General features: G+C 63.5%; 12 protein-coding genes. 11 read left to right on the top strand and 1 reads right to left on the bottom strand.

The window, feature by feature from the left end; all coding sequences use genetic code 11:
• Positions 1-19 precede the first annotated feature (19 nt).
• The 7 genes from DFR52_RS11810 to DFR52_RS11780 all read left to right on the top strand — a co-directional run bounded on the left by DFR52_RS11810 (position 20) and on the right by DFR52_RS11780 (position 8,644).
• Positions 20-811, top strand: a complete 792-nt coding sequence (locus DFR52_RS11810; protein ID WP_110032191.1) for a helix-turn-helix transcriptional regulator — start codon at positions 20-22, stop codon at positions 809-811.
• 178 nt (positions 812-989) lie between these two features.
• Complete coding sequence (locus DFR52_RS11805) at positions 990-3,656, top strand: bifunctional diguanylate cyclase/phosphodiesterase (protein ID WP_245415316.1); 2,667 nt, start codon at positions 990-992, stop codon at positions 3,654-3,656.
• A gap of 259 nt (positions 3,657-3,915) precedes the next feature.
• Complete coding sequence (locus tag DFR52_RS11800; protein ID WP_110032190.1) at positions 3,916-4,314, top strand: RidA family protein; 399 nt, start codon at positions 3,916-3,918, stop codon at positions 4,312-4,314.
• Positions 4,315-4,474: 160 nt separating this feature from the next.
• Entirely contained in the window at positions 4,475-5,470 is a 996-nt protein-coding gene (locus tag DFR52_RS11795) for a TRAP transporter substrate-binding protein (RefSeq protein WP_110032189.1), read from the top strand.
• A 140-nt stretch (positions 5,471-5,610) separates the two neighbouring features.
• The gene (locus DFR52_RS11790) at positions 5,611-6,087 is read left to right on the top strand and encodes a TRAP transporter small permease (RefSeq protein ID WP_110032188.1); all 477 of its coding nucleotides are present in this window, start codon (positions 5,611-5,613) and stop codon (positions 6,085-6,087) included.
• Positions 6,084-7,364 carry a TRAP transporter large permease gene (locus DFR52_RS11785; protein ID WP_110032187.1) on the top strand — a complete coding sequence of 427 codons (1,281 nt, stop codon included), beginning with the start codon at positions 6,084-6,086 and terminating at the stop codon, positions 7,362-7,364. The genes DFR52_RS11790 and DFR52_RS11785 overlap by 4 nt, the downstream gene beginning before the upstream one ends.
• A complete protein-coding gene (locus DFR52_RS11780; protein WP_245415315.1) occupies positions 7,364-8,644 on the top strand; it encodes a Zn-dependent hydrolase in 1,281 nt (426 codons plus the stop codon). The genes DFR52_RS11785 and DFR52_RS11780 overlap by 1 nt, the downstream gene beginning before the upstream one ends.
• A gap of 153 nt (positions 8,645-8,797) precedes the next feature.
• On the opposite strand, the gene DFR52_RS11775 is transcribed toward DFR52_RS11780, so the two are convergent.
• Positions 8,798-9,736, bottom strand: coding sequence for a LysR family transcriptional regulator (locus DFR52_RS11775; RefSeq protein WP_110032186.1), 939 nt, complete (start codon positions 9,734-9,736; stop codon positions 8,798-8,800).
• Positions 9,737-10,094: 358 nt separating this feature from the next.
• Here DFR52_RS11775 and DFR52_RS11770 point away from each other — a divergent pair, with 358 nt between their 5' ends.
• From DFR52_RS11770 to DFR52_RS11755, 4 genes are all read left to right on the top strand, one after another.
• Positions 10,095-11,009 (top strand): LysR substrate-binding domain-containing protein, encoded by a 915-nt coding sequence (locus DFR52_RS11770; RefSeq protein WP_110032185.1) that lies wholly within the window; start codon positions 10,095-10,097, stop codon positions 11,007-11,009.
• Positions 11,010-11,202: 193 nt separating this feature from the next.
• The gene (locus DFR52_RS11765) at positions 11,203-12,198 is read left to right on the top strand and encodes a tripartite tricarboxylate transporter substrate binding protein (RefSeq protein ID WP_110032184.1); all 996 of its coding nucleotides are present in this window, start codon (positions 11,203-11,205) and stop codon (positions 12,196-12,198) included.
• 72 nt (positions 12,199-12,270) lie between these two features.
• Entirely contained in the window at positions 12,271-12,762 is a 492-nt protein-coding gene (locus tag DFR52_RS11760; protein ID WP_110032183.1) for a tripartite tricarboxylate transporter TctB family protein, read from the top strand.
• A gap of 1 nt (position 12,763) precedes the next feature.
• Positions 12,764-14,287 (top strand): tripartite tricarboxylate transporter permease, encoded by a 1,524-nt coding sequence (locus DFR52_RS11755; protein WP_110032182.1) that lies wholly within the window; start codon positions 12,764-12,766, stop codon positions 14,285-14,287.
• Positions 14,288-14,329 lie beyond the last annotated feature (42 nt).

The raw sequence follows: 14,329 nt of genomic DNA, 5'->3' as shown, positions 1-14,329 counted from the left end.
CGGCGGGATGTCTCCCGCCATGGATAGGTCCTGGATCGCCGCGGCGGGCGGCATGATCGCCGCCATCGGATCCGATCAGTTTCCTCCCGCCCTCTCGGGAATGCTGCGGCAGGTGGCCGCCTTCGATTTCACCGTCATCTTCGGTTATCGCGGCTCCGCCCGTCCGATCGATCTCTATGACGATTTTCCAACCGGCAAGCGGCGGATCTTCGTCACCGACTACCAGGAGGGACCCTACCTGCTCGATCCGTTCTTCCTCGCCAGCGCCCTGCCGGTGAAGCCCGGGCTCTACCGCATGAAGGATCTGGCGCCCGATCGCTTCTATCAGGGAGAGTATTTCCGGACCTACTATGTCAGGACTGGACTGGCCGAGGAGATCGGCTATTTCATCGACCTGCCCGGCAGCGCCATGGCCGTGGTGTCGCTGATGCGCGCCGAGAGGCCGTTTACGGCCAGGGAGATCGCTGCGCTGGACTCCGTGCGGCCGATCGTGGAGGCGGGAATCCGCGGCAACTGGGCGGAACTGTCCGCGACGTTCTCGCAGGTTCCCGAGGAGAGCGGGCAGTCGAGGATCCAGAGCCATATCGAGCATGCCTTCCAGACCTTCGGTGACGCCATCCTCACCCCCCGGGAGCGCGAGGTGGTGGAATACACTCTGAAAGGGCACTCGGCCGAAGCCGCCGGACGTATCATGTCCATATCCTCGGGCACTGTGCGGATCCATCGGCGGAACATCTATGCGAAATTGCGGATCCGTTCGCAGGGTGAGCTGTTTTCGCGGTTCATCCACACGCTGATGGACAATGGCTAGGGTCCGGTACCAGGGGTTTGCGGCGACGATCCATCACCGCGCCTCACTGCGCAACCGGATCTCTGGAATGCGCCGTCATGTCTTAGTCAATTGTTACGGGTTTCCGTCTATCGTCGCTTGAAATGGAGTGGCGCAGTGCCTGGCCCAAGCCGGGCGCCGTGGTTTCACCGGAGCGACAATGAGTGCACGCTTTCTCATGCGGATGATTGCCAGACTGGCCTTCTTTCCGCCCGGCGCCGCCGCCGCCGGCATCGCGTTGATCGGCGCGCTGGCGATCGGTGTCTTCGCCGACCACCAGAACCGGGCAATTCACCATCAAAGTGCCCGCACCGAGGTCAGCGAACAGCTTGGCGCCATCCGTGCAAGCCTGGAAGGCAACATCACCAGCAACATCCAGCTGGTGCGCGGGCTGACCGCCGTCATCGCATCCCAGCCCGACATCGATCAGGACCGCTTCAGCCGCATCGCCTCCAACCTGGTCGGCCACCATTCGCAGCTGCGCAATATTGCCGGCGCGCCGAACCTTGTCGTGAGCCTCATGTATCCGATCGAGGGCAATGAAAAGGCGATCGGACTCGACTACCGCAACAACGCCGTCCAGCGCGAGGCCGCGTTGCGGGCGGTCGCGTCCAAGGAAATGGTGCTTGCCGGGCCGGTCGACCTGCTGCAGGGCGGGCAGGGGTTCATCGGGCGGTTTCCGGTCTTCATCGATGATGAATTTCATGGCAGGCATCTGTGGGGCATTGTCTCCGCGGTCGTGGACGTGGAGCGGCTGTATGCCGACAGTGGGCTTCTCGCCGACGACCTGCCGATCGAGATCGCCATATCCGGGAGAGACGCAACAGGTGCTGCCGGCGCCGTCTTCTTCGGCCGGTCGCGGCTGCTCGACAGCGATCCGGTGGTGTCGGAAGTGACCTTGCCAAGCGGCAGCTGGCGCCTGGCCGCGATCCCTCGCGGAGGCTGGTCGGACTCCTCGGCCGATGTTTGGGTGTTCCGCTTCTATATCGTTGTCGCCGCGCTCCTGTTGATCGCGCCGATCTCGATCGCCGGCTACCTCTTCGATCAGCGGCGGAAGGACATCCGCAACCTCAGGCGCAGCCAGCGTCTCGCGCAGAAGCTGTCGCAAAGGCTGACGCTGGCGCTCAACACCTCCCGGATCGGTGTCTGGGAGCTCACCCTGGATTCCGGCATCCTGACATGGGACAGCCGGATGAGGGAACTCTACAGCCTTCCCGACGATGTCACCCGAATCGATGTCGAGCACTGGCGCAGGGCGCTGCACCCGGATGATCGGGACCGCGCGGAGCGCGAATTCACGGAAGCGATCGGCAATGGAACCACCTATGAATCCGAGTTCCGGGTTCGGGACGGACAGGGCGCGACGCGATGGATCAGGGCCATTGCCGCCATTCACGACGGTGATTTTGGGCAGCGCTACATGATCGGGGCGAACTGGGATGTGTCCGCGGATTTCGAGCTCAAGGCCAGCCTGGTCCTGGCCAAGCAGAATGCGGAGCTTCGAAACCTGGATCTGGAGTGCGCCCGCACCGAAATGGAGCACAACTCGCTCCATGACAGCCTGACCGGATTGCCCAACCGGCGGTTCCTGGACGACCGGCTTCTGAGTGGCGCCGCCGGCCATCAGGTGACTGCCTTGCTGCACATAGACCTCGACCGGTTCAAGCAGATCAACGATACGCTCGGCCATGCCGCCGGCGACGCCATGCTGGTCCATGCCGCATCGGTGCTCCGCGGCAGCGTCAGGCAGGGAGACATCATCGCCCGCGTCGGTGGCGACGAGTTCGTCATCGCCATTACCCAGCCGACCGACGAGGCGCAACTGGCAGCGCTCGCCGGCCGCATCGTCGATGAGATGCGCCAGCCGGTTCCCTATCAGAACCACCAGTGCCGTTTCGGCGTCAGCATCGGCATTGCCATGGCAGACTGCAATGAGGCGGAGCCGTGCAAGCCGCTTCTCGTCGATGCCGACATTGCGCTCTACCGGGCCAAGAAGAACGGACGCAATCGCTTCGAGTTCTTCAATGAATCGCTCAAGACCGGGATCATCCGCAGCAAGCGCCTGGCCGACGACATTCTCAGCGGATTGGAAAGACAGGAATTCCTGCCTCATTTCCAGCCGCAGTTCGACGCCCGGACGCTCGACATCGTTGGCGTCGAGGCGCTGGCGCGTTGGGAGCATCCGACCGAAGGACTGCTGACGCCGGATGCGTTCCTGCCGACCGCGGAGGAACTCGATGTCGTGCCGATGATCGACCAGATCATTCTCAAGCAGACCCTGTGGCAATCAACACGCTGGAAGGCCTTGAACCTGCACATTCCCAAGATGTCGGTCAATGTCTCGGCGGGCAGGCTCTACGATCCCAATCTGATCGACGGCCTCGATGGGCTCGCCTTCGAGCCGGGCACGTTGTCCTTCGAGCTGCTTGAATCGATCTTCCTCGATGACAACAACGAGACCATCGTCGACAACATCGCGCGGCTCAAGCAGCTCGGCATCGAGATCGAGATCGACGATTTCGGCACCGGCTTCGCCTCGATCGTCAGTCTGATCCAGGTCCGGCCGACAACCCTCAAGATCGACCGCTGCCTGATTCAGCCCATCGTCGGATGCGAGAGTCAGCGGCGGCTGGTGGCCTCGATCATCGACATCGGCCAGTCCCTCGGCATCAAGGTGGTGGCGGAGGGCGTCGAGACGATGGAGCACGCCGCCATTCTGCGCGAACTCGGCTGCGACACGCTGCAGGGCTACGCGTTCGCGGCGCCGATGTCGTCGGACCGGCTGATCGAGTTTGTCCGGCGCCAGCACTGGCGCGCGGTGGCGTGACTCCGGCCTGCAGCCACGGCAAGCGCCGGCTGCAAAGTGCCGTTGCTCCGGCACGACCGTGCCTCTTCGGTCATTCGACATCCGGTCGACCGTGCTCGTTTCAAGCGTCAAGCCGGAGTCTCCGGCGGCGAGGCAGTCGCGGCCGCGCGCGAGGCCTGCGGCAGGTTGACAAATCAGCCCTGCTTCTCCTTCTGGGGTGTCGGCGACGGACGCCGACTTCACCCCGTACCGGAGGGTGACAGCGAGAAAAGGAAAACCCATGAAGCGGACGATCATCGAAGTGCCGGTCATCTCCGAGGCCATCCGCCGGTTGGGAGCACCCACCTCTGCACTGGTGCGTGTCGGCGAGACGCTCTACACCTGCGGCATGCCGCCGCTCGATGTCAGGACAGGCGAGATCGTCCGTGGCGACATCGCCGCCCAGGCGCGCGCCTGTCTGGACGCGCTTGCCTTTACGCTCGGGCATGCGGGATCATCGATGAATTGCGTCGCCAAAGCGCTGGTGTTCATCTCCGACAATGACATGGCCGCCGATCTCAACGCCGTCTACCGCGAGTATTTCACCGAGGGTTTTCCAGCCCGGACCTGCGTGGCGATCAAGCCATGGACCCATTTCGATATCGAAATAGAGTGCATCGCCACCATCGACTCCGCGTGACCGCCGCCCCGTTCCCGCCCGAGGGCGACCTGGCAGCAGGCTCTGCGCGTCACGCTCCATAATCAGCCACTATTGGAAGCATTGGTTCAGCCTATTTGCCGCCTGTCGGACAGGGTGCTCTCATATCCACGACAGTAACGAGCAAAAAAGGGGTAACAACATGCAGATTGCAGACAAGCTCTTCCACACCGCTGCCTGCGGGATCGCCGCCGCCATGATCGGCATTTTCTCGCCATCCCTGGCAGTTGCCGAAACCACCATCCGTCTGGCCCATGTGCTGCCGGAAACCCACAGCTGGAATGTTGCTGCAAAGGGGTTTGCAGCCGAGGTGGCGGAGAAGACCGAAGGCCGCGTCGATGTCGAGGTCTTTCCGTCCGGCCAGCTGGGCTCTGAAAAGGAAGTCATCGAGGGCATGCAGATCGGCACCATCCAGGGTGGCGTGATCGGCAGCGGCTCCTTCCAGTTCGTCGAGCCCAAGCTCGGCATCATCGAGATGCCCTATGCCTGGACAAGCCGCGAGCAGGCCTTTGCGGCGCTCGACGGCAAGCTCGGGACGGCGCTGGCCGATCTGCTCGACGCCCAGGGCATCGAGGTCCTCGGCTGGTGGGAGAACGGCTTCCGCAACATCACCAACAATGTCCGTCCGATCGTCGAACCCGCCGACCTTGCCGGGCTCAAGATCCGCGTCACGCCCGACAAGGTGCGGCTGGCGACTTTCGAGGCGCTTGGTGCGCAGCCGGCTCCGCTGGCGTTCGGCGAACTCTATTCGGCTCTGCAGCAGGGCGTCTTCGATGCCCAGGAGAACCCGCTCTCGATCATCGATTCCGCGTCGTTCTTTGAAGTGCAGAAATATGTCTCGATGTCCGGGCACATCTGGGGCGCTGCCTGCCTGACGGTGTCGAAGACCGTCTGGGACAAGATCTCCCCGGAGGATCAGGTCCTTGTGAAGGCTGCCGCCGTCAGCTGGGGCAACAAGCAGCGCGAGATGGTCGCTGCAGCCGAACAGGAACTGGTGGCAAAGCTGGAATCCAAGGGGATGGCGTTCAACGAGGTCAACAAGCCGGCTTTCGTCAAGGCGCTTGAGCCGATCTGGGAAGCCCAGAAGGATGTCTTCGGTCCCGAACTGCTCGAGACCCTCAACAGTTACCGCAACTGATGCCGAAACACGCTCACCGCGTCGCTTCGGCGCCGCGGTGAGCGATGCCCGGCGAAAGCGCCGGCAGCATCGGATTTGCGCTTGGGTGGCTTGACGTTAGCTGATCCCGACCGCTCCCGTTCAACGACAAGGACGCTCCCATGGAAGACAGGCCCGATCGATCCGTCCGTCTGGGCAATGCTCTGGACTATTGGGCAGCCACCTGCGGCGGCGCCGCCATTGCCGCTTTTTCCGCCATCATCGTCTATGTCGTGTTTGCCCGCTACGTGCTGTCCTACACGCCCCGCTGGTCGGAGGAACTTCCGCGGCTGCTGCTGGTCTGGGTGACCTTCATCGGCGCCATCTCCGGCTTCGTCCGGCGCAGCCATCTGTCCGCCGGCATAACCGATCTGCTGGTCGCACCCGGTCGCTTCCGCAATGCCATCGCCTTCCTCGCCATGATCGCCACAGCCGCCTTCCTGCTCGTGCTTCTGGTCACCGGCTGGAACCTGACCATGGCCACCTGGTCCCACGAAACCACGGTGCTGAGCCTGCCGGTCGGACTGGTCTATCTGGCGCTGCCGGTCACGGCCTGCTTCTCGCTGGTGGCGGTGTTTGTCGGGGGATGGCGCAAATGAGTCTCGGCCTCATCATCCTGCTGTTGAGCTTTGTCGCCCTCGTCCTCATCGACGCGCCGATCACCATCGCGCTGGCGCTGTCCTCTGTATTCTACCTGCTGATCGCCGATACCGCCCCGCTCATCGTCGTGGCGCAACGCATGGTCGCCGGCATCGACAGCTTCACCTTGCTCGCCATTCCGCTGTTCCTGTTTGCCGGGCTGCTGATGGTGCATGGCGGGCTGGCGCCGCGGATCATTGCGCTGTGCGCCGCCGTCGTCGGCCAGCGCACCGGCGGCCTCGCCATTGTCATGATCATCGCCTGCATGATGTTCGGCTCGCTGTCCGGGTCCGGCGTCGCCGACGTGGTCGCCATCGGCTCGATGATGCTGCCCGCCATGAAGGATCGCGGCTATGAGCCGGGGTTCTCGGCCGCGGCCCTTGGCTGTGCCGGCTCTCTCGGAACGGTGATACCGCCGTCCATCGTGCTGATCGTCTACGGCACGGCCACCGGAACCTCGATCGGGCAGTTGTTCATCGGCTCCATCGGCCCAGGCATTCTGCTGGGAATCGGCCTGATCGTCGTTGCCTGGTGGATCTCCCGGAAGAACGGCTGGAAGGGTGGCGAAGCGTTCAGCTGGTCGCGGCTCAGGCCGGCCTTCGGAGACTCGATCCTCGCCCTGGTCGCGCCCCTGATCATTGTCGGCGGCATTCGTTTCGGAATCTTCACGCCGACGGAGGCGGCCGGCATCGGCGTCGCCTATGCCCTGTTCATCGGTCTGTTCGTCTATCGCCAGCTGACGCTGTCGGGCATCGCTTCGCTGCTCCGGGAAACCACCGAGATGACCGGCTCGATCCTGCTGGTGATCGCCGCCGCGTCGGTCTTCGGCTGGGTGCTGACGGTCGAACAGGTGCCGCAGCTCGTCGTCAACGGCATCACCGGCGCTACCGACAGCGCCATGATGGCGCTGCTGCTGATCATGCTGGCAGTGCTGGTGCTCGGGACGTTCATGGAATCGATCGCCATCATCCTGATCCTGGCGCCGGTGTTCATGCCGGTTCTGCGAAGCTATGAAATCGACCCGGTCTATTTCGGCGTGTTGCTGACCATCAACCTGGCAATCGGTGCCAACACCCCGCCGCTCGGCATCGATCTGATGGCCGCGTGCAGGACCGGCAAGATCCCGCTTGCCGCGACGTTCCGCTATCTGATCCCGTTCCTGGGCGTGATGATTGCAATCCTGCTGCTGCTGGTGGTCTTCCCGCAGATCATCACCGCTTTTCTGCCGGCCATCTGATGACCGGAACCCTTGCCAACCGTCTTGAGGACGCCATGACATTTTCGCCTGACCTCCGCGCCGACATCGATCGTTTCTGGTCCACGATCGAGCGCTCCGCCGAAGTCGGCAAGGGTCGGCCGGGCGGGCTGTCGCGGCTCACCCTGAGCGATGACGACCGGACGATGCGTGACATCTTTGTCGGCTGGTGCCGCGACGCAGGCCTCCAGGTCGACATCGACGAACTGGGCAACATATTTGGCCGGCGCAACGGCACGCAGAATGACCTGCCTCCCGTCATGATCGGCAGCCATCTCGACACACAGATCAACGGCGGTCGGTTTGATGGAATCGCCGGCGTTCTGGCCGGGCTGGAAGTGGTCCGTGTCCTCAATGACGCCGGCCACGCCACGCGGCGCCCCATTGTCATCGTCGACTGGACGAACGAGGAGGGCGCCCGCTTTTCGCCGCCGATGGTGGCGTCTGGGTGCTATGTCGGCAAGTATGCCCCTGCCTGGGTCAAGGACCTGGTCGGCGACGACGGCGCCCGCTTCGGCGATGAGCTCGAGCGCATCGGCTACAATGGCCGCACCAATTGCCAGGCGGGCGAGATCGACGCCTATTACGAATTGCACATCGAGCAGGGCCCCATTCTCGACTCGGAAAGGCAGCAGGTGGGCATCGTGACCGCCGGCTATCCTAGCCACGGCATGCGGGTCCAGTTCAACGGCAAGACCGCCCATACCGGCCCGACGCCGATGGACCTTCGTCACAATGCGCTGGTCGCCGGTGCCCGCTGGCTGACCGCGGTGGACGATATCGGCTGGGATTTCGCCGTCGGCGACGGCAAGGCGACGGGGGCACGGCTAGCGGCCTGGCCGAACAAGCCGGGCATCCTTTCCGACAGCGCGCAGGCGATCTGCGATGTTCGCCATCCGGATCCCGCTACAGCCCGGGTCATGGCCGAAAAGATGCGGCGAGCTCTGTTCGAGAGTGCTGCCAAGGCCGGTTGTGAGGCCGTCATAGAGGACGAATGGTTCTGGGGCGGCGATATCTTCGATGAAGAGATGGTAGCCGGCACCCGCGAGGAAGCCAGGCGCATGGGGTTCAAGTGGCGCGACATCCAGTCCCAGGCTGGCCACGACGCCTATTTCCTGGCCACCCATTGCCCGACGGCGATGATCTTCACGCCGTGCAAGGGCGGCATCACCCACAACAATGAGGAAAGCTGCGAGCCGGACGACTTTCTGGCCGGCGTCAACGTGCTGTTGCATGCGGTTGTGGCGCGCGCGGACCGCTAGCGCTCCACTGGTTTGTCGCATTGGCTTGCCGACCCGAGATCCACCATGCGGGGAAACTGCCCGGATGCGGCCCGACTGGGGTTTCTCTCCACGAGAGGCCCCCCGCGGCCTCAGGCCGTGCTGTCTCCGTCTCGACAGCAGGCCTGTCCGTTGTCAGTGCATGTCGGGGTAGAGCGCCTGCAGCTCGCTCATCACGGTGATGAAGTTCTGCTCCGGGACAGTCAGGCTGCCTTGCGGGTTGCTGACCAGAAACACATCCGAACCGATGGGATGGTCGCTGACTTCCAGCCGCCACAGCAGGCCCCGTTCCAGCTCGTCGGTCACTGCCATCAGCGGCAATATGCCGATGCCCAACCCTGCGACGATCATGCGCCGGACCTCCTCGAGATTTGGGCTGCGGCCGCTGACGCGGTTGCCGAGCCCGACGCTCTCGCTCAGCACGGCCATCGGTTCCAGGCCCATACCCTCCGTGGCGCAGGTGAAAGCGACGAACGGCTCCTGGCGCAGTTCCCGGGTGGTGATCTGGGTGCGGCCGAAGAACGGGTGCTCGGCCCCGCAGAAGACGCTGAACTCCTCGCGAAACAGCAGCCTGCAGTCGAGATTGAACACCGGTTTGGCCAACAGGCAGATGCCGATGCCGGATTTCTCCTGGGCGATGCGCCGGACCGTCTCCAGGCTGTTTTGAACCTCGATGTTCCAGGTGATCGATGGATGTCTGAGGTGATAGAGCCGCAGCGCCTCGTTGATGAGCGGCGAAACCAGATTGCTGACGATCTGCAGGCTGACCTCGCCGAACTCCTCATCGTTGCGGTCTTCGGTGAGGATCGAAATCCGGTCGACGCAGCGGAAGATCTCGCTGCACTCCTGGTAGATGCGTTCGCCCCGGGCGGTCAGCGAAAAGCGGCGGCTGTCGCGGAACACGAGCTGGCAGCCCAATTGGTCCTCCAGCCGCTGGAGTGCCTGGCTGATCGAGGGCTGGCTCATGTTGAGCCGCCTTGCCGCGCGGGTGATTCCGCCTTCCTCGGCGATGGCGCAGAAGGTGCGGAACAGGTTCCAGTTGAGTTCGCCTAGGACCGGCTTGGCCGAAATCATTCGCAATGTCGCCCTTGGAGGATCTCCCGGTTTGACCGTAAGCCAGCGTCGTTCGATTTGGAAGTCGAAACGCGGTCCGGCCCGGAGCAGTCCCCGGCGCCGCGGCGTGGTCGGGTTATGCGCACAACTGGGCCGGGGTGCATCACCGGCCTCCGGGAGATGGCCGGGCCCGAACCCCCGTTTGCCGAGCCGGCAGAGCCCGCATCAAGGTCGGCGCCGTCGATTGTCGCCGCATCTCGGGATGCACGACGCGCCGGAAGCGCCGGCAATGAATCATTTCGCCATGCGCGGGACTCGCGCTAGAAGTGGCCGCGATACCGGGCGCCGCGACAGCGATCAGGCGGCGGAGAGGGGACGCATGGCTTCGGACAAGTCACTCACGCTTCACCAGATCGAGGCGATCCGGGCCGTCATGGTCGCGGGATCCATCGGCGGCGCGGCGCGCATTCTCCATGTCGCCCAGCCGGGTGTCAGCCGCACCATCAAGCATGTCGAGAGCCAGCTCGGCATCAGCCTGTTCAACCGCGAGAACGGCCGCTTCGTGCCCGCGCCGGAAGCGGCCGATGTCTTCGTGCAACTGCATGCCGTGCACAAGAAGCTCGGCGACCTCGACTATGCCGTCAACCAGTTGCGCCGCGGCCGCGACGTCGAGCTCTCCATCGGTTCGGTCCCCAGCATCGCCCATGCGATGATCCCGCGCGCGATCATCCGGTTCAAGCAGCGGTTTCCCGACATACGCCTCAACATCGAGCTGCTCAAGATCGAGGAGGCCCCCGATTACCTGATGCTGCGCAAGGGCGAACTGGTCTGCATGAGCCACCGCTTCGACCACCCGGCGATCGAATTCCGGCCGCTGGCCAGCGGCAGGCTTGTCTGCATCGCCGCGCGCGGCCATCCCCTGGCGGGCCGGGTTTCGGTCTCGGCGCGCGAGATGGCGGACTATCCGCTGATCGGAATCGATCCGAAGGATCCCTATGGCGCCATCATGGCCTCGATCTTCGACGCCACGCAGATCCAGTATGACATCAACATCCGGGCCCGCTTCGGGTCCACGGTCATCGGCCTGGTGCGGCAGGATCTCGGCATCGCGGTGCTCGACAGCTTCACGGTCGCAGATCTCGGCGCGGACGATGGTCATATCGCTGTCATTCCCATCGAGGAAAAGACCGATTTCGAGACCTACGTCGCGATCCGCAGGGATGTTGAGCTCTCGGGCTTCGAGGATCACTTCATCGTGGCGCTGCGCGATGCCATGCAGGCATCGAACGCCTGAAAGCGCAGTGAAGTCCCCTTCCGTGCCATATCGGAATGGTATGATCCATGAGCATATTGGTAATTGCGCAGACGGTTGAAACCGTCCACCATGACCACCGTCGGCAGGCGCGGGAGGTGCCGGCCAATGGGACTTGTTTGAGGAGAGAGCCGCCGGCGACAGCTCGCCCTGCGGCGTTTTTGGGAGGAATTCAATGCTACGCAAACTGCTGGGAGCGGCTGCCGCTCTGTCGATGATGGCTGCCGTTGCGCAAGCCGCCGACTATCCGGAACGCGAGGTCCTGGGCGTTGTCATGTGGGGCGCCGGCGGCGCCACGGACACGGTCGCCCGCGCCGTCAACCCTGCCGTCGAGCAGGCGCTCGGCAAGCCGATCGTGGTGCTCAATAAATCCGGTGGCGCCGGCGCCATTTCCACCGCCTTCGTCGCTGCGGCGCCGTCCGATGGCTACACTTTCCTTTACGGAGCCGAAAACCCGCAGCTGCACCCCATCATGGGCGTGTCAAAGTTGGATTATTCGGGCTTCTACCCCGTCAACATCTTGGGCCGTGGTGTGGCAGTCATCGTCGTTCCGTCCGGCTCGAAGTACCAGACCATGCAGGAGCTGCTTGCCGACATCAAGGCCAATCCCGCGATGGTCAAGATGGGCTCCACCGGTCCGGGTGGACTGCCAAGCACGGTGGCGGCGCTGATCAAGAACTCGGTCGATTTCGACGTCACCGCCATTCCCTTTGATGGGGAAGGCCCCGGCCTGACGGCGATGCTCGGCAACGAGGTTGACTTCATGCCGGCAGGAATTTCCGCGGCGGCCGAGCAGATCAAGGCCGGCACCATGCGGGCGCTCGCCGTGGTCAATGGCGAAGCGGTCGAATCGATGCCGGATGTGGTGCCGATCACCGACGCCATCCCGGAGATGGCCAAATTCCTGCCCTGGGGGCCGTTCTATGGTGTCTTCGTCAAGTCCGACGTGCCCGACGACGTCAAGGCCAAGCTGGTTGCAGCCTTTGGTGTAGGCGCAAAGAGCTCCGAATTCGTGACGCTGATGGCCAACAAGGGGAATGTGATCATGAACATTTCCGGCGACGAGGCGGCCGCCTTCCTCAAGAAGTGGCAGCAGGTCACCGCCTGGGCGCTGCAGGACAGCGGTGCGGCGAAGGTCAGCCCGGACTCGCTGGGCATCGCGCGCCCCTGATTGCGACAGGATGCCCCGGGCGCAAGCGCCGGGGCATCTCGCTGCGCATCCGTTGCTTTCGGGAGAAAGTGCATGCAGACCAGACAGTCACGCCGGCCAGGAGAACTTGTTTTTGCCATTGCGCTCGTGGTGTTCAGCGCCATTTTGCTTTGGCAGGCCTTCGCGATCTCCGGATTCTCCGGCCTCTCCACGCCGGGGATCTTCCCGATGCTTGCGACCGGCACGATGCTGGTCTCTGGATTGGCCATCCTGCGCGACGTGGTGCGCAGCCGTCCGGTTGCGGGCGGACGTTCGCCACTGCATGGCTTTGTCGCAGATATCGTGCCGCTCCGGCTCAGCGGCATGATCGGCTTGGTGGCACTGTATCTCGCGGCGATGCCTTGGGTGGGCTTTCTGATCAGCTCGGCGATCTTCCTCTTTTTGTCCATTCTGTTTCTATGGCGCCGTAGCCTGCTGATGACCACCGCGCTGACCGCAGTGTCGCTGCTCGCGGTCTACCTTGTGTTCAGGGTCGTCTTCCAGGTGGTTCTTCCTGCGGGTACGCTGATGCGGGGATGGTCCTGAGATGGTGGAGATCATCGGCAATTTCGGTCTGTCCTGGATTGATCCGTGGCTGCTCTTTCTGACCGGCATCGGAACGCTTGCGGGCATTTATGTTGGCGCCATTCCCGGCCTCTCGGTGACCATGGCGACCTCGATCCTGATCTCGTTCACCTTTAAGTGGGATGTCAATGATGCCTTGGCGCTGATTGCCGGCGTGTTCACGGGCGGCGTCTATGGCGGCTCCCGCACCGCGATTCTTCTCAACATTCCCGGCGCGCCGAGCGCCATTGCCACTGCCATCGAAGGCTACCCGATGGCCCAGCGCGGCGAGGCCGGCGAGGCCATCGGCCTGACCACGGTGATGTCCGTGTTTGGCGGTTTCGTGGGCATTCTGGCGCTGGCATTGTTTGCGCCGATGATCTCCGGCTTCGCGTTGATGTTCAACTCGCGCGACTATCTGCTGCTCGGTCTGATCGGCATTCTGCTCGTCGGTACGCTGTCGGGCGAGAGCTTTGCGAAGGGAGCTTTCGCCGGCGCCCTCGGGGTGCTGATCGGCATGGTCGGCCTCGATCCGATGACAGCGGAAGGCCGCTTCACCTACGATTCCGTCACGCTGATGGGCGGCATTCCCTATGTTGCGGCGATGATCGGATTCTTCGGCGTTGGCGAGGCGTTCGCCCAGTTGCACAATCTCGACCTGCCGGCGATCAAGCAGAAGATCGACCGGATCATCCCGAAATTCTCCGATGTGAAGCGATACTTCGGCCTGGCGATGCGCTCTTCGGGGATCGGAACCATCATCGGCGCTCTTCCCGGAACGGGCGGCGATATCGCCGCCCTGCTTGCCTATGACTTTGCCAAACGCACCACCAAGAAGCCGGAGGTTCCGTTCGGGCAGGGCTGCAAGGAAGGCCTGATTGCGCCGGAGGCGGCCAACAACGCAGCTGTGGGCGGCGCCTTCATTCCGATGCTGACCCTGGGCATCCCGGGGGACGCTGTCACGGCGGTGATCATCGGCGCTCTCTTCATCCACGGCCTCAAGCCGGGACCGCTGATGCTGGTGGAAACGCCGCACCTGTTCTGGTTCACCGTCGGCAATCTGACGCTCGCCAACGTCTTCCTGCTGATCTTCGGCTTGACCGGTATCAAGATATTTACCCGCATTGTCGAATGTCCGAAGGCGATCTTGATCCCCCTCATCATCGTGCTCTCGGCGGTGGGAACCTACGCGATCCAGAACAATCCGGCCCATATCTACTGGATGCTCGGCTTCGGCGTGCTCGGCTATTTCCTCAAGACCTACGGCTTCCAGGTCGGGCCGGTCATCCTCGGGGTCATTCTTGGCCCGATGATGGACGCCAACTACCGCCGCGCCATGATCGGCGCACGAAACGACATCGGAACATTCGCCTGGGACTTTGTTTCCCATCCGATCACCTTTGTGCTGACCCTCAGTTTCCTGCTGATGCTGCTCTCGCAGACGCCGCTCTGGCCGCGGCTCACAGGCTGGCGGCGCAAGCGCGGACCGGAGGGCGAATCAGCCTGAGCCGCCGGGCAGGCGCGGGCTTCCCGCGATGGCCGGCAATCC

Source organism: Hoeflea marina, assembly GCF_003182275.1.
In the GTDB taxonomy this organism is placed as follows: Bacteria; Pseudomonadota; Alphaproteobacteria; order Rhizobiales; family Rhizobiaceae; genus Hoeflea; species Hoeflea marina.
This window is presented reverse-complemented; position numbering and strand designations above follow the sequence as displayed.

What these genes read in the sequence shown, in the direction of transcription:
- DFR52_RS11780 (WP_245415315.1), top strand. Translation starts at nt 7,364, where the DNA reads ATGACCGGAACCCTTGCCAACCGTCTTGAGGACGCCATGACATTTTCG.
- DFR52_RS11805 (WP_245415316.1), top strand. Translation starts at nt 990, where the DNA reads ATGAGTGCACGCTTTCTCATGCGGATGATTGCCAGACTGGCCTTCTTT.
- DFR52_RS11785 (WP_110032187.1), top strand. Translation starts at nt 6,084, where the DNA reads ATGAGTCTCGGCCTCATCATCCTGCTGTTGAGCTTTGTCGCCCTCGTC.
- DFR52_RS11770 (WP_110032185.1), top strand. Translation starts at nt 10,095, where the DNA reads ATGGCTTCGGACAAGTCACTCACGCTTCACCAGATCGAGGCGATCCGG.
- DFR52_RS11765 (WP_110032184.1), top strand. Translation starts at nt 11,203, where the DNA reads ATGCTACGCAAACTGCTGGGAGCGGCTGCCGCTCTGTCGATGATGGCT.
- DFR52_RS11810 (WP_110032191.1), top strand. Translation starts at nt 20, where the DNA reads ATGGATAGGTCCTGGATCGCCGCGGCGGGCGGCATGATCGCCGCCATC.
- DFR52_RS11760 (WP_110032183.1), top strand. Translation starts at nt 12,271, where the DNA reads ATGCAGACCAGACAGTCACGCCGGCCAGGAGAACTTGTTTTTGCCATT.
- DFR52_RS11775 (WP_110032186.1), bottom strand. Translation starts at nt 9,736, where the DNA reads ATGATTTCGGCCAAGCCGGTCCTAGGCGAACTCAACTGGAACCTGTTC.
- DFR52_RS11795 (WP_110032189.1), top strand. Translation starts at nt 4,475, where the DNA reads ATGCAGATTGCAGACAAGCTCTTCCACACCGCTGCCTGCGGGATCGCC.
- DFR52_RS11800 (WP_110032190.1), top strand. Translation starts at nt 3,916, where the DNA reads ATGAAGCGGACGATCATCGAAGTGCCGGTCATCTCCGAGGCCATCCGC.
- DFR52_RS11790 (WP_110032188.1), top strand. Translation starts at nt 5,611, where the DNA reads ATGGAAGACAGGCCCGATCGATCCGTCCGTCTGGGCAATGCTCTGGAC.
- DFR52_RS11755 (WP_110032182.1), top strand. Translation starts at nt 12,764, where the DNA reads ATGGTGGAGATCATCGGCAATTTCGGTCTGTCCTGGATTGATCCGTGG.